At 71.1% G+C, this 18,548-nt stretch carries 15 protein-coding genes; 10 read left to right on the top strand and 5 right to left on the bottom strand.

The window, feature by feature from the left end:
- The first annotated feature begins 255 nt into the window (after window positions 1-255).
- The gene (locus tag ACZ5XS_RS06115; RefSeq protein WP_468648231.1) at window positions 256-3,291 is read left to right on the top strand and encodes an AfsR/SARP family transcriptional regulator; all 3,036 of its coding nucleotides are present in this window, start codon (window positions 256-258) and stop codon (window positions 3,289-3,291) included.
- Between the two features lie 5 nt (window positions 3,292-3,296).
- Here ACZ5XS_RS06115 and ACZ5XS_RS06110 read toward each other — a convergent pair whose 3' ends face one another.
- The 4 genes from ACZ5XS_RS06110 to ACZ5XS_RS06095 form a co-directional block, all read right to left on the bottom strand.
- Complete coding sequence (locus tag ACZ5XS_RS06110; protein WP_468648229.1) at window positions 3,297-3,443, bottom strand: hypothetical protein; 147 nt, start codon at window positions 3,441-3,443, stop codon at window positions 3,297-3,299.
- A gap of 172 nt (window positions 3,444-3,615) precedes the next feature.
- Window positions 3,616-4,893: a cytochrome P450 gene (locus ACZ5XS_RS06105; RefSeq protein ID WP_468648227.1), complete on the bottom strand. Its 1,278-nt coding sequence runs from the start codon at window positions 4,891-4,893 to the stop codon at window positions 3,616-3,618.
- Window positions 4,890-5,636, bottom strand: coding sequence for a thioesterase II family protein (locus ACZ5XS_RS06100; RefSeq protein WP_468648225.1), 747 nt, complete (start codon window positions 5,634-5,636; stop codon window positions 4,890-4,892). The genes ACZ5XS_RS06105 and ACZ5XS_RS06100 overlap by 4 nt, the downstream gene beginning before the upstream one ends.
- A gap of 11 nt (window positions 5,637-5,647) precedes the next feature.
- Entirely contained in the window at window positions 5,648-7,405 is a 1,758-nt protein-coding gene (locus ACZ5XS_RS06095) for a non-ribosomal peptide synthetase (RefSeq protein ID WP_468648223.1), read from the bottom strand.
- 137 nt (window positions 7,406-7,542) lie between these two features.
- Between ACZ5XS_RS06095 and ACZ5XS_RS06090 the strand changes: the two genes are divergently transcribed.
- The 9 genes from ACZ5XS_RS06090 (at window position 7,543) to ACZ5XS_RS06050 (ending at window position 17,743) form a co-directional block, all read left to right on the top strand.
- A complete protein-coding gene (locus tag ACZ5XS_RS06090; protein ID WP_468648221.1) occupies window positions 7,543-8,583 on the top strand; it encodes a pyridoxal-phosphate dependent enzyme in 1,041 nt (346 codons plus the stop codon).
- A 31-nt stretch (window positions 8,584-8,614) separates the two neighbouring features.
- Window positions 8,615-9,832, top strand: coding sequence for an ATP-grasp domain-containing protein (locus ACZ5XS_RS06085; RefSeq protein ID WP_468648219.1), 1,218 nt, complete (start codon window positions 8,615-8,617; stop codon window positions 9,830-9,832).
- On the top strand, window positions 9,829-11,040 hold the full coding sequence (locus ACZ5XS_RS06080; protein WP_468648217.1) for an MFS transporter: 1,212 nt from the start codon (window positions 9,829-9,831) through the stop codon (window positions 11,038-11,040). Before ACZ5XS_RS06085 ends, ACZ5XS_RS06080 begins: the two co-directional genes overlap by 4 nt.
- A complete protein-coding gene (locus tag ACZ5XS_RS06075; protein WP_468648215.1) occupies window positions 11,033-12,211 on the top strand; it encodes an ATP-grasp domain-containing protein in 1,179 nt (392 codons plus the stop codon). The genes ACZ5XS_RS06080 and ACZ5XS_RS06075 overlap by 8 nt, the downstream gene beginning before the upstream one ends.
- Window positions 12,212-12,256: 45 nt before the next feature.
- On the top strand, window positions 12,257-13,264 hold the full coding sequence (locus ACZ5XS_RS06070) for an ATP-grasp domain-containing protein (RefSeq protein WP_468648213.1): 1,008 nt from the start codon (window positions 12,257-12,259) through the stop codon (window positions 13,262-13,264).
- Complete coding sequence (locus ACZ5XS_RS06065) at window positions 13,261-14,610, top strand: hypothetical protein (protein WP_468648211.1); 1,350 nt, start codon at window positions 13,261-13,263, stop codon at window positions 14,608-14,610. The genes ACZ5XS_RS06070 and ACZ5XS_RS06065 overlap by 4 nt, the downstream gene beginning before the upstream one ends.
- Before the next feature lie 34 nt (window positions 14,611-14,644).
- Window positions 14,645-15,502 carry an ATP phosphoribosyltransferase gene (gene hisG / locus ACZ5XS_RS06060; protein ID WP_217240271.1) on the top strand — a complete coding sequence of 286 codons (858 nt, stop codon included), beginning with the start codon at window positions 14,645-14,647 and terminating at the stop codon, window positions 15,500-15,502.
- A 178-nt stretch (window positions 15,503-15,680) separates the two neighbouring features.
- On the top strand, window positions 15,681-16,838 hold the full coding sequence (locus ACZ5XS_RS06055) for an acyl-CoA dehydrogenase family protein (RefSeq protein WP_468648209.1): 1,158 nt from the start codon (window positions 15,681-15,683) through the stop codon (window positions 16,836-16,838).
- Between the two features lie 35 nt (window positions 16,839-16,873).
- Window positions 16,874-17,743 carry an acyl-CoA thioesterase gene (locus tag ACZ5XS_RS06050; RefSeq protein WP_217240273.1) on the top strand — a complete coding sequence of 290 codons (870 nt, stop codon included), beginning with the start codon at window positions 16,874-16,876 and terminating at the stop codon, window positions 17,741-17,743.
- Window positions 17,744-17,747: 4 nt separating this feature from the next.
- Here ACZ5XS_RS06050 and ACZ5XS_RS06045 read toward each other — a convergent pair whose 3' ends face one another.
- Window positions 17,748-18,536 carry a phosphatase gene (locus tag ACZ5XS_RS06045; RefSeq protein WP_468648207.1) on the bottom strand — a complete coding sequence of 263 codons (789 nt, stop codon included), beginning with the start codon at window positions 18,534-18,536 and terminating at the stop codon, window positions 17,748-17,750.
- Window positions 18,537-18,548 lie beyond the last annotated feature (12 nt).

The following is an 18,548-nucleotide window of genomic DNA, read 5'->3' as shown; positions in this document are numbered from 1 at the left end:
GGGCCCCTCGGGGGCCCCTCATCGCGTCGACGCCCTCCTCCGCCGTGCAGCTCGACGCACCAGGCCCCGCTCACCTGCGTCGATGAGGCGCCGCGGCTGTCCTGCGACGTGGTCCGCCGGACAGGCCCAGGGGGCGCGCGTAATCCTCCGAGAGGGTTGCACTTTGTATGCAACCGAATGCGCAGCGCATACTCTGCTCTGAGCCGCACGGCTGTACGCAGGGCCTCGGGGGAGGCGGTAGTGAGGGAGGATCGCGTGGGTGGGGACGTTCACTTCGCCGTCTTGGGCTCCTTGGAAGTCAGGGTCGGCGACATCCGGCTGAAACTGGGCGGACCCGTTCCCAAGCGGATCCTGACCATGCTGCTGCTGGAGCCGGGGCGCATGGTCCCCGTTTCCCGGCTGGTGGAGGCCGCCTGGGGCGAGGAACCGCCGCGCACCGCCGCCCACCAGGTGCGCAAGGCGATCGCCGACCTGCGCCAGCGCATGCCGGACGGCGGCTCGCTGCTCGTCACCGAAGGTCCGGGGTACCGCCTGGACGTCGACCCCGCGAACCTGGACCTCAGTCTGTTCTCGCTCCGGCTGCGACAGGCGCGCGAGGCGCAGGAGAACGGCCGTACGGCCGAGGCGGCGGGGAGGCTGCGGGCCGCGCTCGCGTTGTGGCGGGGCCCGGTCATGTCCGGCAGCGGAGGCTCGGTGATCGCCGCCGCCTCCGCCGTGCTGGAGGAGCGCCGGCTGGCCGCCGTCGAACAGCTCGTCGAGCTCAGGCTCGCGCTCGGGGAGTCGGGGGAGCTCGTCGGGGATCTGCGCCAGCTCATCGCCGAGCACCCGCTGTGGGAGACCCTGCGGGGCCATCTCATGGTCGCGCTGTACCGCTCGGGGCGGCAGGCCGAGGCCCTGGAGGAGTTCGGCCGGGTCCGCGACCTCCTCGTCGAGGAGCTCGGCATCGACCCCAGCCCGCAACTGACCCGTCTGTACGAGGCGATCCTGCGCGACAGCCCCGAACTGGCCGCGGTGGCGCCGGGCGCCCTGGAGCAGGAGGAGACCGAGGCCGCCGCGCACCGGCCGGCCGCACCGCAGGCCATGGCGCCCTGCACGCTGCCGCACGACCTGATGGACTTCGCCGGCCGGGACCGCGAACTGCGCCGGCTGCTGGAGTTCGCGGAGCTGACCGACGGCGGCACCGTCCGTATCGTCGCCATCGACGGCATGGGCGGCAGCGGCAAGACCTCCCTGGCCGTACGCGCCGCACACCGTCTCGCCGACCGCTATCCGGACGGGCAGATCTACGTCGACCTGCGCGGTTTCACCCCCGGCGAGGAACCCCGCCGGCCGGCCGTCGTCATCGGCGCGCTGCTGCGCACCCTGGGGGTGCCGAGCGAGCGGATCCCCGACGACGTGGACGGCCGGGTCGCCCTGTGGCGGGCCACCCTGGCCAGGCGCAGGGTGCTGCTGGTCCTGGACAACGCCCTGGACGCCGCGCAGGTCCGGCCGCTGATACCGGCGTCGACGGGCTGCCTGGTCCTGGTCGCCAGCCGGAACCACATGGTCGGGCTGGACGGCGCCGACTGGCTGTCCATCGGGATGATGTCGCCGTCGGACAGCCTGGAGCTGATCAAACTGGCGCTCGGCGAGGACCGTGCGGCGGGCGAGCCGGAGGCCGTGGCGGAGCTGAGCGCGCTGTGCGGCCGGCTGCCGCTCGCCCTGCGCGTCGCCACCGCCCGGCTGCGCAGCCGGCCGCGCTGGACCGTGCGGCACCTCGTCGACCGCCTCGGCGACGAGGCCCGGCGGCTGGACGAGCTGAAGTCCGGTGACCACAGTGTCGAGGCGACGCTGCAGCTGTCGTACCAGGCACTGGACGACGAACAGCGCGACGCCTTCCGGCTGCTGGGCCTGCACCCGGGTACCGAGACCGACGCCCACTCGGCCGCGGCGCTGCTCGGCACCGGGGTGCGCGAGGCCGAGGAGGTGCTGGAACACCTCCTGGACATGCATCTGGTCGAGCAGTACGAGATCGGCCGGTACGCGTTCCACGACCTGGTGCGCAGCTTCGCCCGGCGGTTGCAGGGCCAGCGCCCCCAGGAGGAGCGGGCCGCCTTCGGGCGGCTGCTCGACTACTACCTGTCGGTGACCGAGAAAGCCTGCCGCACCCTCTATCCGGGACGGGCCCCGATCGGTGAGCGGTCCGGCGCTCCGGCGGCGGCCCAGCTGCCCGCGATCACCACCGCGGCCCAGGCGGAAGGGCTGTTCGACCGGGAACACGTCACGCTGCTCGCCGCCGTGGAGCGCGCGGAACAGGAGGACTTCCACCACCATGCCGTCCACCTGGCCCGGAACCTGATCTTCCATCTGAACTCGCGCAGCTATCTGGAGGAGTACCGGCGGGCCGCGGGCGTCGCGGTGTCCGCGGCCCGCAGGCTCGGCGCGCCCCGCACCCTGCGCCTGAGCCTGACGAACCTGGCGGCCGTGCTGTGGAAGCTCGGCCGGTTCCGGGAGGGGATCACGGCCGCCACGGAGGCTCTCGACGTCACCCGGCGCCTCGGTGACCGCGGCGGCGAGGCCGTCTGCCTCGACATGCTGGGGCTCCTGCACAGCTGCCTCGGCCATCTCGCGCAGGCCCGGCGCTATCTGGAGCAGGCCGTCGACCTGCACGAGGACCTGCCCGACGGCCGCCAGCGGGCCTACGCCTGGTGCAACCTGAGCTCGGTGTACGCCTGGTTCGGCCGGTACGAGGACGCGGCGGCGGCGGCCGAACGCGCGGTGTTCCTCTGCCAGGGCGCCGAGGCCCGCGGCGAGGAGATCATCGCCCTGACGGACCTGGCGACGGCCCGGCTGGGCATGGGGCAGCATGCCGCGGCCCTCGTCAGCCTGGAGCGGGCGCTGGAGCTGGGCGACGAGTCCCGGATGCCGGAGAACCTGGCCCTCACCTTCGCGCTCGCCGCGGAGGCGAGTGAACGGCTCGGCGCGGTGGAGCGGGCGACGGAGTACGCGGCCGAGGCGCTGCGGATGATCCAGTCCAAGGGAACCGCCACCCGGAACGCGACCGTGGAGAACCTTCTCGGGCGCTTCCACTGCCGGCGTGGCGATCTCCCGTTGGCGCTGGAACTGCACGCGAGCGCGCACCGGCACGCGGTGACCATCGAGTACCGCATAGAAATCGCCCACGCCCTGGACGGAATGGCGGAGGTCCTCAAGGGCATGGGCGATTTCCAGGAGTCCGGGATTCACCGGACGCGGGCACACGACCTCTTCCAGGGAATGGAGGTCCCTGTGGAGCGGTCGTCCACGGTCTGACCCGGTCAGGAACCGGCGCTTCCGGGTCCGGTTCCGTTGTCCAGGACGCCCAGGTCGAACGCGGGGTGCGCGGCGGCCGGCGCGGCGGATCCGAACCCGACGGTGACGGCCAGCGCGAGAATTCCCACGACCGTGGCGAGCTTGCTGAGCATCTTGTTCCACCTTTGTGCTGTGGACTTTCGTCCCTGTTTTCCTTCGGTGGTGTGGATACTCACGGCGCCCGTTCCCGATCGCTTCCCGGACCGGTACCGGGGAAAGGACCGGTCCGGGGAAAGAACCGGTCCGGGGAAAGGACCGGTACCGGGGAAAGCGGAATCTCGTCTCTCATTCGGTTCCGCGCGGTGTCAGCCGCAGCGGGAGCGCGCGCAGGCCGTTCACCACGATGGAGTCCAGGTACTCGGGTTCGCCGTAGACGGCCGCGTCGCCGACCTGGGCGAAGAACTCCCGCAGCACGGCCCGGATCTCCAGCTTCGCCAGCTGGGTGCCCACGCAGTAGTGCGGGCCGGCGCCCAGGGCGAGGTGCCGGTTGGGGCCGCGGCGGACGTCGAAGACGTCGGGGTCGGGGAAGTGCGCCGGGTCGCGGTTCGCGGACGTCAGCCAGCACACCACCAGCTCGCCCCGCCGGATCAGCCGCCCGCCCAGCTCCACGTCCCGGGTCGCCCGGCGCATGATGTGCGTGGCGCTCGACGTCCACCGCAGGATCTCGTCGATCGCGGTGTTCACCACGTTGTCGAAGTCGTCGCGCAGCAGCGCCCACTGCTCCGGGTGCTCCAGCAGCGCGAGCATCCCGCCGGACATGGCGAGCCGGACGTTCTCGGTCCCGCCGACGAGCAGGTTGTCGCAGTTGAGGACGACCTCGTCGACGGGCAGGTGCTCGCCCTGGTGGGTCAGGCCGGCGAGAACGCTGACCAGGTCCTCGCCCGGCGTGGCCCGCCGCCGCTCCACCAGGTCGCCGAAGTAGTCGAGGATTTCCAGGTGGGCGATGCTGCGGTCCTCGGCGGTGCCGGCGCAGAACGCGTCCGTCGACCACTGGACGAGGGACGGCCGGTCCTCGTCGGGAACGCCCAGGAACGAGCAGACGACCTCGATCGGCAGCTTCGCGGCGACATCGCCGACGAAGTCGGTCCGCGAGGCCGCGACGGCCGACCGGACGATCGAGTACGCCGCCGAGTCCAGGGAGTCCGACAGCCGCCGCAGGTTCCTGGGCGCGAACCAGCCCGCGACGGCGCCTCGCAGCAGCTGGTGACGCGGGGGGTCGGACAGGGCCAGGGTCCGGTTGCTGCCGGGGTCCTCGCCCTGGGCCAGCGGGCGCAGCAGGATGCCGGAGGAGGAGCTGAAGGTCTCGGCGTCCCGCAGCACCTCCTTCACCTCGTCGAACCGGGTGAGCGACCAGAACGCGGGGAAGACGCCCGGCTCGTGGCGGACCACCGGCTCGTTCTCCCGCATCCAGCGCCACAGCCCGAACGGGTTGCCGTGCCGGTAGGTCCCGCCGTCGACGAGCCGGCCGATGTCGCGGACGTCATGCACGTCATGCACGTCATGCGCGTCTTGGACGTCACGCACGTCATGGATGCCGTCGGTCACGGTGCTTGTGTCGATCACGGTGCTTTCCCCCAGGAACGAGCGAGCTCGGCGGTGATCAGCCCGGTGGGCGGATCGCCTCGCAGGTAGAAGTGCCCGCCCGGCGTGACCACCGGGACGAACGCGCCTTCCGTGTGGTCCCGCCACTGCCCGGTGTGGGACCGGATCTCCGGGATGTCGTCCTCGCCGACCACGGCCACCAGCCGGGCGTCGATCCGCTTGCCGGCATGCTCCCGGTACCGGGCGACGAGACGCAGGTCGTCCTTGATGTAGTCGAGGATCAGTTCGAGCAGTTCCTCGTCCTGCCGGATCTCCGGGCTCACCGGCTCGTAGCGTTCGAGATACCGCAGTACGTCCGCGGAGTCCTCGAAGGGGACGGGCGGCCGCAGTGCGGGCGCCGCGGCGGACGAGACCACCAGCGTCGGTACGCCGGCTCCGGCCTCGCGCAGACAGTGCGCGACCTCGAAGGCGACGTACGCGCCCATGCTGTGCCCGAACAGCACGGAGTACCGCTCGGACCCCGCGAGGATCTGACCGGCCACGGCCTCGGCGAGGTCGCGCAGCCGGGCCGGCGACTCGTCCAGGACGCGGTCCTCCCGCCCCGGGTACTGCACGGCGTGCACCCGGGCCGCGGGCAGCAGCGACTGCCAGGACCGGAAGAACGACGCGCAGCCGCCGGCGTGCGGGAAACACAGCACGGCCGGGAGCGAGCCGTCGGCGGAGCCGAACCGTCGTATCGGGCCGAGGGAGGTGACCGACGACAAGGAGTGCCCCCTCACGACCGGGTCAGCAGGTCCACCTGCTGGGGGATCGTGCCGCAGCGGTACACCTGCTTGACCCCGACGGGCCGCCCGACGATCTTCCCGAGGGCGCGGGTCAGCTTGAGCACGGTCAGCGAGTTGCCGCCGAGATCGAAGAAGGTGCCGGTCTCGCCCTGCCGCACCGGGACTCCGAGGATCTGCTCCCAGGCCTGCGCGACCTGATCGGCGAGGCCGTCCCCCGCGGTCGTCCTCGGTACGGCGGTGCGCACCGACGCCAGCAGCGCCGCCCGGTCGATCTTGTCGTGCGCGGAGCGCGGCAGGGTGTCGGCGAACAGGATCCGGTCGGGGACGACGGCGGCGCCGAGCGCCTCGGTGACGAACCGGCGTACCGACGCCGCGTCGACCTCGGCGCCGGGCTCCTTGACGGCGAAGGCGTAGCAGACCGACGTCGCGGTGTCGTAGGCGACGGCGGCCGACTGGACGCCGGGATGCGCGGCCAGCGCCTCCTCGATCGTCTCCAGGTGCACGCGCACCCCGCGGATCTTGACCTCGTTGTCGAGCCGCCCCACGAACTCCAGCCCGCCCCGGTCCGACCAGCGTCCGAGGTCGCCGGTGAGATAGACCCGTACGGTCCGCCCGGCGTCGGCCTCCACCTCGACGAACCTGGCCCTCGTCTCCGCCTCGTCGCCGACGTAACCCCGGGTCACGCCGACGCCGGAGACGGCGATCTGACCGACCTCGCCCGGCGGGACCTCACGCAGGTGGCCGTCGAGGAGGTGGACGGCGGTGCCCGGTACAGGGAAGCCGATGGTGGGCTCGGCGGGCTTGTCGTAGACGCGGCAGGTGGACCAGACGGTGCATTCGGTCGGCCCGTACTCGTTGCCGAGGCTGACCGCGGGCAGCAGCGCGAAGTGCTGGTCGATGACGCCACGCGTCAGCGACTCGCCCGCGCAGATCACCAGCCGCAGCGAGGCCAGGTCCCCGGCGAGCCGGTCGTCCTCCCGCACCGTGTGCAGGAGTTCGGTGTAGAAGCTCGGCACCGTCAGGGTGTGCGTCACGCCGTGCCGGGCGACCAGCCCGACGAGCGCCCGCGGGTTGCGCCGTTCGTCCTCCCCGGCCACGACGAGCGTGCCGCCGGCCGCCAGGGTGCCCCAGATCCCGGCCACCGACGAGTCGAAGTGGAACGGCGACAGCAGCAGGAACACGGGGGTGCCGAACCCGTCGTACACGGTGAGCCGCGCGGCGTTGGAGGCGGCCAGGTTGTTGTGGGAGACCGAGACGCCCTTGGGCCTGCCGCTCGTGCCCGAGGTGTAGAGCACATACGCCTCGTCCTCCGGTGCGGGGGCCGCGGCCGGCTCCGCGTCCGCACGGGGATACGTCACCCGCTCCCCGGTCCGCGGATCGAGGACCACCGACACCCCCGACGAGGACCGGATGTGCCGGGCGACATCGTCCGGAGCCTCGGGGTTCAGGAACACGAAGGACCCGCCGGACAGCGAGACGCCCAGCGCGAGGGCGACCGTGGAGACCGTCCGGTGCGAGCGGATCCCGATCCGGCGGGAGCCGGCGTACCGGCCGTCCGTACCCAGCTCCCGGGCCAGCGGCAGAGCCGCCGCGGCGAGTTCGCCGTACGAAAGGGTGTCGTCGCCGCAGATCACGGCGGGACGGTCGGGGTGCTGCCCCGCCCGCTCCATGACCGCGTCGCAGACGCGTGGTCCGGGAGGGGGCAGATGGAGCTCGTCGGGCATTCCGCGAAGCTGAAGTCTCGTCATGGACGAAGATCCTCCGCACCTCATTCCGGAAATCTTCCCGGCACGGTCCGGGAACGGATCGGGAATGCCCCGGGATCCCGGCCTCCTACCTTTCGACTGTCGACGACCGGCATTCGCAGTCATGGGAAAGGGACGCGGTGTACTCCTCATTCGCCGAGAAACTGTCAGAACCGGATCTCATAGACCTGGGCAACGGGATCTACGTGGTCCGCTTCGAGGTCATGAAGGTCACCTCGGTCCGGGCCGCGGTCAAGGACCTGCTCGACCGCAAGGTCATCCGCCCCGGCCAGACGCTGGTCGACAGCTCCAGCGGCATCTACGGCCACGCCCTCGCGCTGGTCTGCCGCGAACTGGGCCTGAAATGCCACATCTTCGCCTCCGTGGCGGTCGACGCTGCCATCAGGACCCAGCTCAAGTACCTGGGGGCGACGTACACCCAGGTCCCGTCCTCCGGCGACGACGGCCTCCAGCACGACCAGGAGACCCGGGTCCGGCTCGTCCACGCCTACATGAAGGACAACCCGGACGCGTACTGGATGCAGCAGTACCACGACGACGTGCACTACATCGGCTACGAGAGCGTCGCGAACACCGTGGTCAAGGAGCTCGGTTCGGCCGGAGTCACCCTGGTGGGCGGGGTCGGCACGGGCGCGTCGACCAGCGCGATGGGCCGCTACCTGCGGGAGGCGGGCTGCGACGCGCGGGTGGTCGGCATCCAGCCCTTCGGCAGCCGCTCGTTCGGCTCGGAGACCATCCCGCTCGACGGGTTCATCATCGCCGGCATCGGCAGCGGCATCCGGTTCGGCAACATCGACTACCGCGCCTACGACGACATCCACTGGATCAACTTCGACGTCTCCGCCGCCGGCTGCCGCCGGCTCCTGGCCACCACGGGCGTCTTCGCCGGCCTCTCCGCCGGCGCGGGCTGGCAGGTCGCCAACCACATCCGCGCGACCGAACCCGACAGCGGCCCCGTCGTGTTCCTGGCCGCCGACCCGGGACACCGCTACGTCGACCGCGTCTTCCCGCCCGACGGCCCCGTCGAGGACGACCCCGCGTACCGCCCCGAGATCATCACCGATCTCGCCGACATGACCGGCCCCTGGTGCGCCATGGACTGGGCCCGCCGCCCGTACGACGTCCAGGACGACCTGCCCGTCTTCGCGCTGCAGACCTGATGTCCCGGAATCCCACTGTGAGGCCCCTCCCATGACCCGTGTCGCCGTCATCAACTACGGCCCCAAGAGCGACTACGCCGCCATGCTGCCGGAACTGGCGGACACCCTCCACGTGTTCACCCACAACGAGCTGCACAACACCGACGCCTTCGCCCGCTACGAACACGTACCCGACTGCGAGTTCGTTCCCTACCCGGAACTGCGGATCAGGCAGCTCGCCGCGGAGCAGCCGTTCACCCACCTCATCACGGACAACGAGTACGACCTGGAACGGGTCGCCCGCATCCGCGAGGACCTCGGCATTCCCGGCCAGTCCGCGGCGAGCGCCCTGTCCTTCCGCGACAAGGTCGTGATGAAGGAGGTCGCGAGCCGTACCGTCCCGACGGCCGCCTTCGCCCGACTGGAGACCATCACCGATCTCACCGGCTTCATCGCGGCCCACGCGTACCCGGTCGTGGTCAAGCCGGTGAAGCAGGGCGGCTCCCGCGACATCTCGGTGCTGCGCGGCGAGGACGACCTGATGGAGTTCAGCCGCCGGCACTGGCGCGAGGACCTGATGGTCGAGGACTTCGTCGAGGGACGGATGTACCACGTCGACGCGGTCCTGGCCCCCGGCTACCGGTTCGTCGCCTCCTCCCGCTATGTGCGCAGCTGCCTCGGCGTCTTCTCCGGCGAGAACAACGGCTCGATCCAGCTGCACCCCGAGGAGAAGTTCGCCGGACGCCTGGAGGAGTTCCTCGACCGCGTCCTGGAGGCCTTCGAGGTCCCCGAGACCAGCGCCTACCACCTGGAGGTGTTCCACACCCCCGAGGACGAACTGGTGCTGTGCGAGATCGCCTCCCGCGTCGGCGGCGACCGTATCCCCGCACTCACCCGCCTCACCTACGGCGTGGACCTGCACGCCAGTTGGCTGCGCCAGTCCTGCGGCCTGCCCGTCGACCCGCCCCCGGCCGCACCGCCCGCCGAGGTGCACGGCTCGATCTCGATCCTGCCGCAGGGCCGCCCCGTACGCGCGCCGCGCCGGCCCCCGTTCCCGTGGGTGCGGCACTACGAGGTCAACGAGAAGCTGGCCCCCGGTGCCGTCGCGCAGAACAGCACCTCGTTCCTGTGCTTCGTCATCGTCGGCGGCCGCGATCTCGCCGAGGTCGAGGAGCGGCTGCTCCAGGCGGAGACCTGGCTGATGGAGAACCTGGAAGAAGCGGACGCAGCAGAGGAAACGGAAGCCGCGGAAGAAGCCCGCGCGTCATGAAGACCTGGCGCCGGACGTCGGCGAACGGGCGGGCGCTGCTGGTGGCCGTGCTCGTCACCGGCCTCACGACGTTCATGTTCCTGCCGCTGCTGGCCATCCACTTCACCGCCGAGGGCCTTCCGGCGGGGCGGGTCGGCTTCCTGGTGGGCCTGCTCGCCTTCTGCAGCCAGGGTTTCTCCCTCGTGTGCGGGCTGATCGTGGACCGGCTGGGCACCCGCGTGGTGCTGACCAGCGGGTTCGCGCTGCGCATCGTCGGCTATCTGCTGCTCGCGCTCGGCGACGGCGGCCGGATGGTGCCGCTGGTCGCCGGTATCGCGGCCATCGGTGTCGGCGGCTCCCTGCTGGGGCTGTCCATCAAGACGCTGCTGGTGCGGGAGGACAGTGTCCAGCCGCGCGAGATGCTGGCGCTGCGCTCGACCTTCGTGAACATCGGCGTGGTCGCCGGACCGGCGCTCGGCGCGGTGGTCTACCCCCTCGGCTTCTCCTACATCCTCGCCGCCTGCGTGCTGTCGCACCTGCTCCTCGGCATACGGCTGACGCTCCGCCCGGCGGCGCGGGCGCTGTCCGAGCCGCCTGCCGCCACCGAGGCGGCGAAGAACGGCCCGGCGGCCGCCGGCCCGCCTGATGACGGCCCGCCGCAGTGGGAGCGCTGGCGGTGGGTGCCGCTGTGCCTGGTCGGCGCCGCGTTCTGGGCCATCTACAGCCAGCTCAACGTGCTGCTGCCCATCACCGCCAAGGAACTGACCGGGAGCACCGAGGCGATCTCGGTCGTCTTCACCCTCAACGGAGTGCTGTGCGTGCTGTTCCAGTACACGCTGCTGCACCACGTGTTCGGCAAGGCCGCCACCCGCACCCTGCTCGTCGTCGGCTTCGTCGCGTTCGCCTGCGCCTACGCCGTGTTCATCCCGCTCGCCGGCTGGTACTCCCTGCTCGCCTTCGTCCTGCCGGTCACCGTCGCCGAGATGCTGATCGCCCCGAGCCTCGACGAGCAGGCCGTCAAGGTCAGTTCCGTCCGCCGCACCGGACTCGCCCTCGGCACCATGAGCGCCGCCGGGGCCGTGGGCAGCCTCCTGGGATCCAGCATGGGCGGCTACCTCCTCCAGTCACTGCACGGCGGCACGGGCGTCTGGCTGGTGCTCGTCGTGTTCTCCCTCGCCGCCGCAGCCACCTCATTCCTCCTACCGAAGGTGCACACGCAGCATGCCTGACACCCGGCCGACAGCCGTCCTGCTCAACCCCCGCGATCTGGTCGTCACCGCCGCCCAGAAACTCGGCTTCTCGGTGATCGTCGTCGGCGATCCGGAGGCACCGCTGCCCGGCAACGCCCCCGAGCCGGTCCTCCGCAGCCCGTGGATCACCGACGTCGACCGGCTCGTCGAGCAGCTGCGCGCCCTCGACCTGCCCGCACCCGTCAGCTGCTTCGGCTTCGGAGAGCTGGGCTGTGCGACCTCGGCGGTGGTCAACGAGCGCCTGGGCTGGCCCGGGAACCCGCCCGAGGCACTCGCCGCCTTCAAGGACAAGGCGAGGCTGCGGGCCGAGGTCGGCGATCGCGCCGGTGCCCCGGTCGCGCACGTGACCTGCGCGACCGAGGAGGAGCTGCGCCCCGCCGTCGAGCGGATCGGCTTCCCCTGTGTGGTCAAGCCGGTGGACGGCACCGGGAGTTCGGGTGTGCGGTACCTGGCGGACCGGGAGGAGACGGAGCGGTACCTCGCCGCCCTGAGCTTCGACACCCCGCACATCGTGGAGGAGTTCCTGGTCGGCGCCGAGTACAGCGTGGAGGCGGTCAGCTCGGTGGAGGGGCACCGCATCCTGGCGATCACGGAGAAGACCACCACCGGCGCCCCGCACTTCGTCGAGACCGGCCACACCCTGCCGGTACGGCTCGATCCCGCGTCCGAGGCCGCGATCACCGACCTCGTCACCGGGATGCTGGACGCGATCGGCTACCGCTACGGCCCCTCGCACACCGAGGTCATGCTCACCGAGACCGGCCCGCGTCTCATCGAGTCCCACGGCCGCCCCGGCGGCGACCGGATCAGCGATCTTCTGGTCCTCGCCCTCGGCGAGGACGTGTTCGCGCAGATGATGACCGCCGTCTTCGGCCTGCCGACACCCGCCGCGGCCACCCGGAAGCAGGTCGCCGGCATCCGCTACGTCACCTACGACCGCACGGTCCCGATGCCGGGCATCAGCACCGAACTCGTCGCCTCGCTGCCGGGCGTCGCCGAGACGGCCATCACCGTCGCGGCCGGCGAGCAGCCGCCGGAGGTCCGCAGGTCGGCCGACCGGCACGGCTTCGTCGTCGCCACCGGCAACACCCGCGACGAGCTCGAGACCAACCTGGCCCGCGCGGTGCGCACGCTCACGGCGAAGGCCTGAACAGCCCTTATTTTCCCCCAGTATCTCCAGAACAGGTGTCCTGAGTTGCCGTACAAGATCCTCGTCCTCGTCTCCGAGGCGTCCAAGTTCGAACTCGACAACCACTCGATCATTCCCAGTGCCCTGTACCGCGAGGGTCACGAGGTGCACATCGGTGACATCGACACGCTGAGCGTGCACGACTCCGTCGTCGTCTGCGACCGCATGAAGGTGACCGACGAGTTCACCTCCGGCGGCGACTTCCCGTCGCTGAGCGAGTCCTACGCCTCCGCCGAGGAGTTCGACCTGGTGTGGGTGCTCGCGGGCACCCATCCGGAGGCGGGCAACGACTCCTTCCAGCTGCTGTGGCTGCTCAACCAGCGGGTGCCGTTCGTCAACGACGCGTCCGCGCTGTTCTACCTGAACACCAAGACCAACCTGGTCGCCATCGTGCCGGGCGAGCACCTGCCGAAGTCGTACGTGACGAACGACTTCGACTTCCTGAACGACCTGGTCGAGTCCGACCCCGACCGTTCCTGGGTGGTCAAGCCGACCAACGACGGCTGCGGCGCGGACGTGTTCGTCGTCAACAAGTACGACCGCAACCGTTCGGCACTGCTGGGCTCGGCCACCGGCAACGCGATGTCGCGCTACGGGCGGTACGGCCGCGACATCATCGGCATGGCCAAGCGGCACACCGCCGTCCAGGAGTACATCCCCAACGTCCGCGACAACGAGAAGCGCGTGATCATCGCCGGCGGTGAACCGGTCTCCGGCTTCCTCCGTTTCCACCCCGAGCACGACAACCGCTCGAACGCCACCCTCGGCGCCCGCTTCGCGAAGCTGGAACTGACCGCGGAGGAGGACGAGTTCGTCCGCGCCCTCGGCAAGCGGCTGATGGACCTCGGCATCTTCTACTCGGGCATCGACCTGGCGTACCCCTATGTCATCGAGGTCAACATGGTGAACCCGGGCGGCCTGAGCTACCACCAGCTCGCGACCGGTGAGGACAAGTCGTCCGACGCGGTCAACACCGTGCTGGAGGCGCTGCGCACCGCCGGGAAGCTGACGTGAGCGCCTGGTCCTGGGCCGACCCGCGGGCCCTGGCGGCGTGGGACGACTTCGCGGCCGGGCAGGAGGCCGGGCCCGACCGGGAACGGTTCGAGAAGGCGCTGTGGCGGCCCGGCTGGGGAACCGCCTACCCTCCGCAGGTGTTCACCGCCGACGCCGCGTCCGAGACGGCGACGGCCGGAGTGCGCCTCGCCGAGCTGATCTCCGGCTTCCCGCGGCGGGTCTTCGGGGAGGACCTCGACGCGTGGGTCGACTACCTGGGGGTTCCGGCCGAGGACGCCGCCCTCATGGGCGAGGCGCTGCGGCAGCCGCGGCTGCGGCGCGTCGCCACCGCCTTCATGCGCCCGGACCTGGTGCTGACCGACGACGGCCTGAAGCTGGTCGAGCTGAACGTCGCCACCTCGCTCGGCGGGCTCAGCACGCTCGCGCCGTACACCGCCGCCACCCGGGAGTCGGCGTACGCGGCCTTCCTGGCGGAGCGCGGGCTCGCCGTGGACGCCCCGGACACGGCGGCGATCTGGCTGGAGGTCTTCGCGGGGCTGACCCGGGCGCGCGGGGAGGGGCCGTTGCGGGTGTTCGAGGCGACCGCCGACCCGGCCGACCTGGACGGCGGCCGCCGGTTCTTCGTCGACATGATCCGCTCCGCGGGCCACCACATCAGCTGCGGGCTCATCGGCGACCTGGAGCTCACCGACACCGGCGTACGGTTCGAGGGCGAGCCGGTGGACGCCGTCTTCACCGCGTACACCTGGCACGAGACCAAGGAGTTCGTGCCGCCCGCGCTCACCCGCAGGCTCATGGAACTCGACGCCGCCGGACTGGTGGACTTCATCGGGTCGCCCGCCGCCGCCCTCCACGACAACAAGGGCAACCTGGCGCTGCTCCACGACGAGGCGTTCGACGGCCTGCTCGGCGAGGACGAGCGGTCCCTGGTCCGCCGGTACGTGCCGGTGACGTTCCGCCTGCGTGCCGAGACCCTCGACCGGGCGGTCGCCGAGCGGGAGTCGCTGATCTGCAAGCCGGCCTCCGCCTACGGCGGCAAGGACCTGGTGTTCGGCTCCGGCACGGGCGACGACGAGTGGCGCGCCCTGCTGCGGGACCGGCTGGCCGACGCCGACGAACGGTACGTCCTCCAGGCGCGCCAGCACCCGGCCGTGGTGTCGGTGCCCGGCGCCCGGATCACCCCCGAGCGCGAGATCGTCCTGGCACCCCTGGTCTTCGGCGGCACCTACGCCGGGGTGTTCCTGCGCCAGGCGACACCCCGGCCCCGGTCGACGATCAACGCGTCCAGCGGCGCCGAGGTCGCGGCGGTGCTGACCCTCCGCGACCAGAGCACGGCCGACACCTGACGTAATGGGAAACCGAGGCGAAGGAAGCCGACGCATGCTGCGCATAGCCGTGCCCAACAAGGGCTCGTTGTCCGGACCCACGATGGAGATGCTGCGTGAGGCGGGGTACCGGCAGCGCGAGGACAGCAAACAGCTCGCCCTCGTCGACCCGGTCAACGAGGTGGAGTTCTTCTATCTCCGCCCGCGCGACATCGCCGTGTACGTCTCCGCCGGCCGCCTGGACCTCGGCATCACCGGCCGTGACCTGCTCGTCGACTCCGCCGCGGGCGCCGAGGAGATCCTGTCGCTGGGCTTCGCCCGCTCCACGTTCCGCTTCGCCGCCCGGCCCGGCACGGCGCGGGGCGTCGAGGACTTCGACGGCATGACGATCGCCACCTCGTACGAGGGCGTCGTCGCCAAGCACCTGGCGCAGGCCGGTGTCGTCGCCTCGGTCGTGCACCTCGACGGTGCCGTGGAGAACGCCATCGAGCTGGGCGTCGCCCAGGTCGTCGCCGACGTGGTGGAGACCGGGGCGAGTCTGCGCAACGTGGGCCTGGAGGTCATCGGCGAGCCGATCATGAGCTCGGAGGCGATCGTCGTCCGCCGCGCGGGTGCCGACGCGTCCGGCGACGACGCCACCACGGCCCGGCGCTTCCTGCGCCGTCTCCAGGGGGTTCTCGTCGCCCGCTCCTACGTGATGATGGACTACCACTGCCCGGCCGAGCACCTGGAACGGGCCATCGCCCTCACGCCCGGCCTGGAGTCCCCGACCATCTCCCCGCTGCACACCAGGGGCCGCGTCGCCGTCCGCGCGATGGTCCCCGCCGACCGCGCCCAGCAGATCATGGACGACCTGTACGCGGCGGGCGCCCGGGCCATCCTGACCGCCTCGATCCACGCCTGCCGCCTCTGAGTTGTCTCCGGCCGGGCGGGCGTGACGAGCATTACGTGGACGCGGCTCCCTACTCGCCGGTACCTTGGATGAGCAAGCGCTTAGCCATGGGGTCGCGACGATCGGTCGAGGACCCCGACGGCGAGCAACCACGTACGCGAGAGCGGCGCCGGTTTAGGCGCAAGGAAGGGTGGCGGCGGTGCGCCGTACGGTGTTCAACGAGGATCACGAGGCGTTCCGGGAGACCCTCCGGGCGTTCATCGAGGCCGAGGTCGTCCCGGTCTACGACGAGTGGTTCGCCGCCGGCCAGGCGCCGCGCGACTTCTACTACAAGCTCGCCGAGCTCGGCGTCTTCGGCATCCGCGTCGACGAGGAGTACGGCGGCGCCGGCATCGACTCGTACAAGTTCGAAGCCGTCATGTACGAGGAGACCGCCCGCGCCGGCGTCCAGTTCGGCGGCTCCGGTGTGCACGTGCTGCTCGGCCTGCCGTACATCAAGATGCTCGCCACCGACGAGCAGAAGAAGCGGTTCCTGCCGAAGTTCGTCTCCGGCGAGGAGATGTGGGCCCTCGCGATGACCGAGCCGGGCACCGGCTCCGACCTCGCGGGCATGAAGACCACCGCCAAGCTGAGCGAGGACGGCACGCACTACGTCCTCAACGGCTCCAAGACCTTCATCACCGGCGGCGTCCACGCCGACCGCGTGATCGTCTGCGCCCGCACCTCCGCGCCCACCGCCGATGACCGCCGCTTCGGCATCTCCCTGTTCGCCGTGGACACCAAGTCCGAGGGCTACTCCGTCGGCCGCAAGCTCGACAAGCTCGGCCTGAAGACCTCCGACACCGCCGAGCTGGCGTTCGTCGACGTCAAGGTGCCCGTCGAGGACCTTCTCGGCGAGGAGAACAAGGGCTTCTACTACCTCGGCCACAACCTGGCCTCCGAGCGCTGGGGCATCGCCTTCGGCGCCTACGCGCAGGCCAAGGCGGCCGTCCGGTTCGCCAAGGAGTACGTGCAGGACCGCACCGTCTTCGGCAAGACCGTCGCCTCCTTCCAGAACACCAAGTTCGAACTGGCCGCCTGCCAGGCCGAGGTGGACGCGGCCGAGGCCGTCGCCGACCGCGCGCTCGAGGCCCTGGACGCCGGCGAGCTGACGCCCGCCGAGGCCGCCAGCGCCAAGCTGTTCTGCACCGAGGTCGCGCACCGCGTGATCGACCGCTGCCTCCAGCTGCACGGCGGCTACGGCTTCATGAACGAGTACCCGATCGCCCGCCTGTACGCGGACAACCGCGTCAACCGCATCTACGGCGGCACCAGCGAGATCATGAAGACGATCATCGCGAAGGACATGGGTCTGTAAGGCTCAGGAAAACACTGACCAGTAGAAATGACTGCATGAGTCAGGCACTACAGAGTCTCCTCGATCTGCTCGACATCGAGCAGATCGAGGAGAACATCTTCCGCGGCCGGTCCCGGTCCGCCGTCGTCCCCCGCGTCTTCGGCGGGCAGGTGGCGGCCCAGGCGCTCGTCGCCGCCGGGCGGACGGTCCCCGAGGACCGCCTCGCCCACTCGCTCCACGCGTACTTCCTGCGCCCCGGCGACCCCGGCGCGCCGATCGTCTACACGGTCGACCGCATGAACGACGGCCGCTCCTTCACCGCGCGCCGCGTCGTCGCCGTCCAGCACGGACAGCCGATCTTCGCGCTGTCCGCCTCCTTCCAGCGGCACGAGGAGGGCTTCGACCACCAGGCCCCCATGCCGCCCTCCGTCGATCCCGTGACGCTGCCCACCTCCGAGGAGCGGCTGCGCGGCTACGGCCACCTCGCCCCCGAGGTCGTGGAGAAGTTCCTGGAGGCCCGCGAGGCGATCGACCTGCGCTATGTCGACGAGCCGCCGTACGGCGCCTTCGGCGAGCCGCGCGAGCCGCACTCCCAGGTCTGGTTCCGCACCAACGGCAAACTCGCCGACGACCCGCTCCTGCACGTCGTCCTCGCCACCTACGTCTCCGACATGACGCTGCTCGACTCGGTCCTGCTCGCGCACGGCCGCGGCGGCTGGGCGGTCGGCGACGTCGTCGGGGCCTCCCTGGACCACGCGATGTGGTTCCACCGCCCGTTCCGCGCCGACGAATGGCTCCTCTACGACCAGGAGTCACCCTCGGCCCACGGCGGCCGCGGCCTCGGCCAGGCCCGCATCTACACGCAGGACGGGCAGCTCGCCCTCTCGGTCATCCAGGAAGGCGTGGTCCGCGCCCCCAGACGCTGAGGGCTCAGGCCAGTCCCGCCTCCGACAGCAGGTACGCCGTCATCGGGTCGTAGTGGCGCGGGCTGACCACGTGGTCGTCGAGCGGGACCGACACCTGGACCGTGCCCTCGGACTCGGCGAGGAACAGCGCCGGGTCGTTGCAGTCGGCGTATCCCATGGAGTCGACGCCGTGCTGCCCCGCGTAGCCCGCCCAGCCGTGGTCGGCGACGACCAGGTCGGGCAGCGGGCGGCCGGCCCGCTCCAGCGCGGTGAGGATGGCCTTCATCGGCTCGCCGGAGTGCGTGTGCCACAGGGTGGCGCCGTGCTCCAGGACCGCCACGTCCGCGAACTGCATGACATACCCCTCGTCCGTCTGCAGCCCGTCCGGGATGACCACGATCTCGCAGCCCGCCGTGCGCAGCGCGGCGGCCGTGGCCCGGTGCACGTCCAGCAGGCCGCCGGGGTGGCCGGTCGCGAACAGGACCCGCTGCTGCCCGTCGGCCGCCTTGCGCAGCCGGCCCGCCATCCGCTCCAGGCCGGCCACCGTCAGCTCGGGGTCGATGGTGTCCTGGCCGTAGCGGTACTCCGGGTCGTCGTTGACACCCACCCGCTCCGCCATCACCGCGAGCACGTCCTGCTCGTCCGTCCAGCGGTCGCCGAGCTCCAGGCCGAGCCAGAAGTTGCGGACGCCGTTGGCGAGCTGGCGGTAGTGGGAGAGGTTGTTCTCGCGCGGCGTGGCGACGTCGCCCGCGATACGGGTCTTCACAAGGTGCTCGACGAGCTCGTCGCGGCTGGGTGTCCCGGATATCGGCATGCCCCCATTGTG

It is taken from the genome of Streptomyces sp. NPDC033131 (assembly GCF_055578365.1).
The sequence above is the reverse complement of the archived record's forward strand: the minus strand, read 5'-3'. Positions and strand labels throughout refer to the sequence as shown.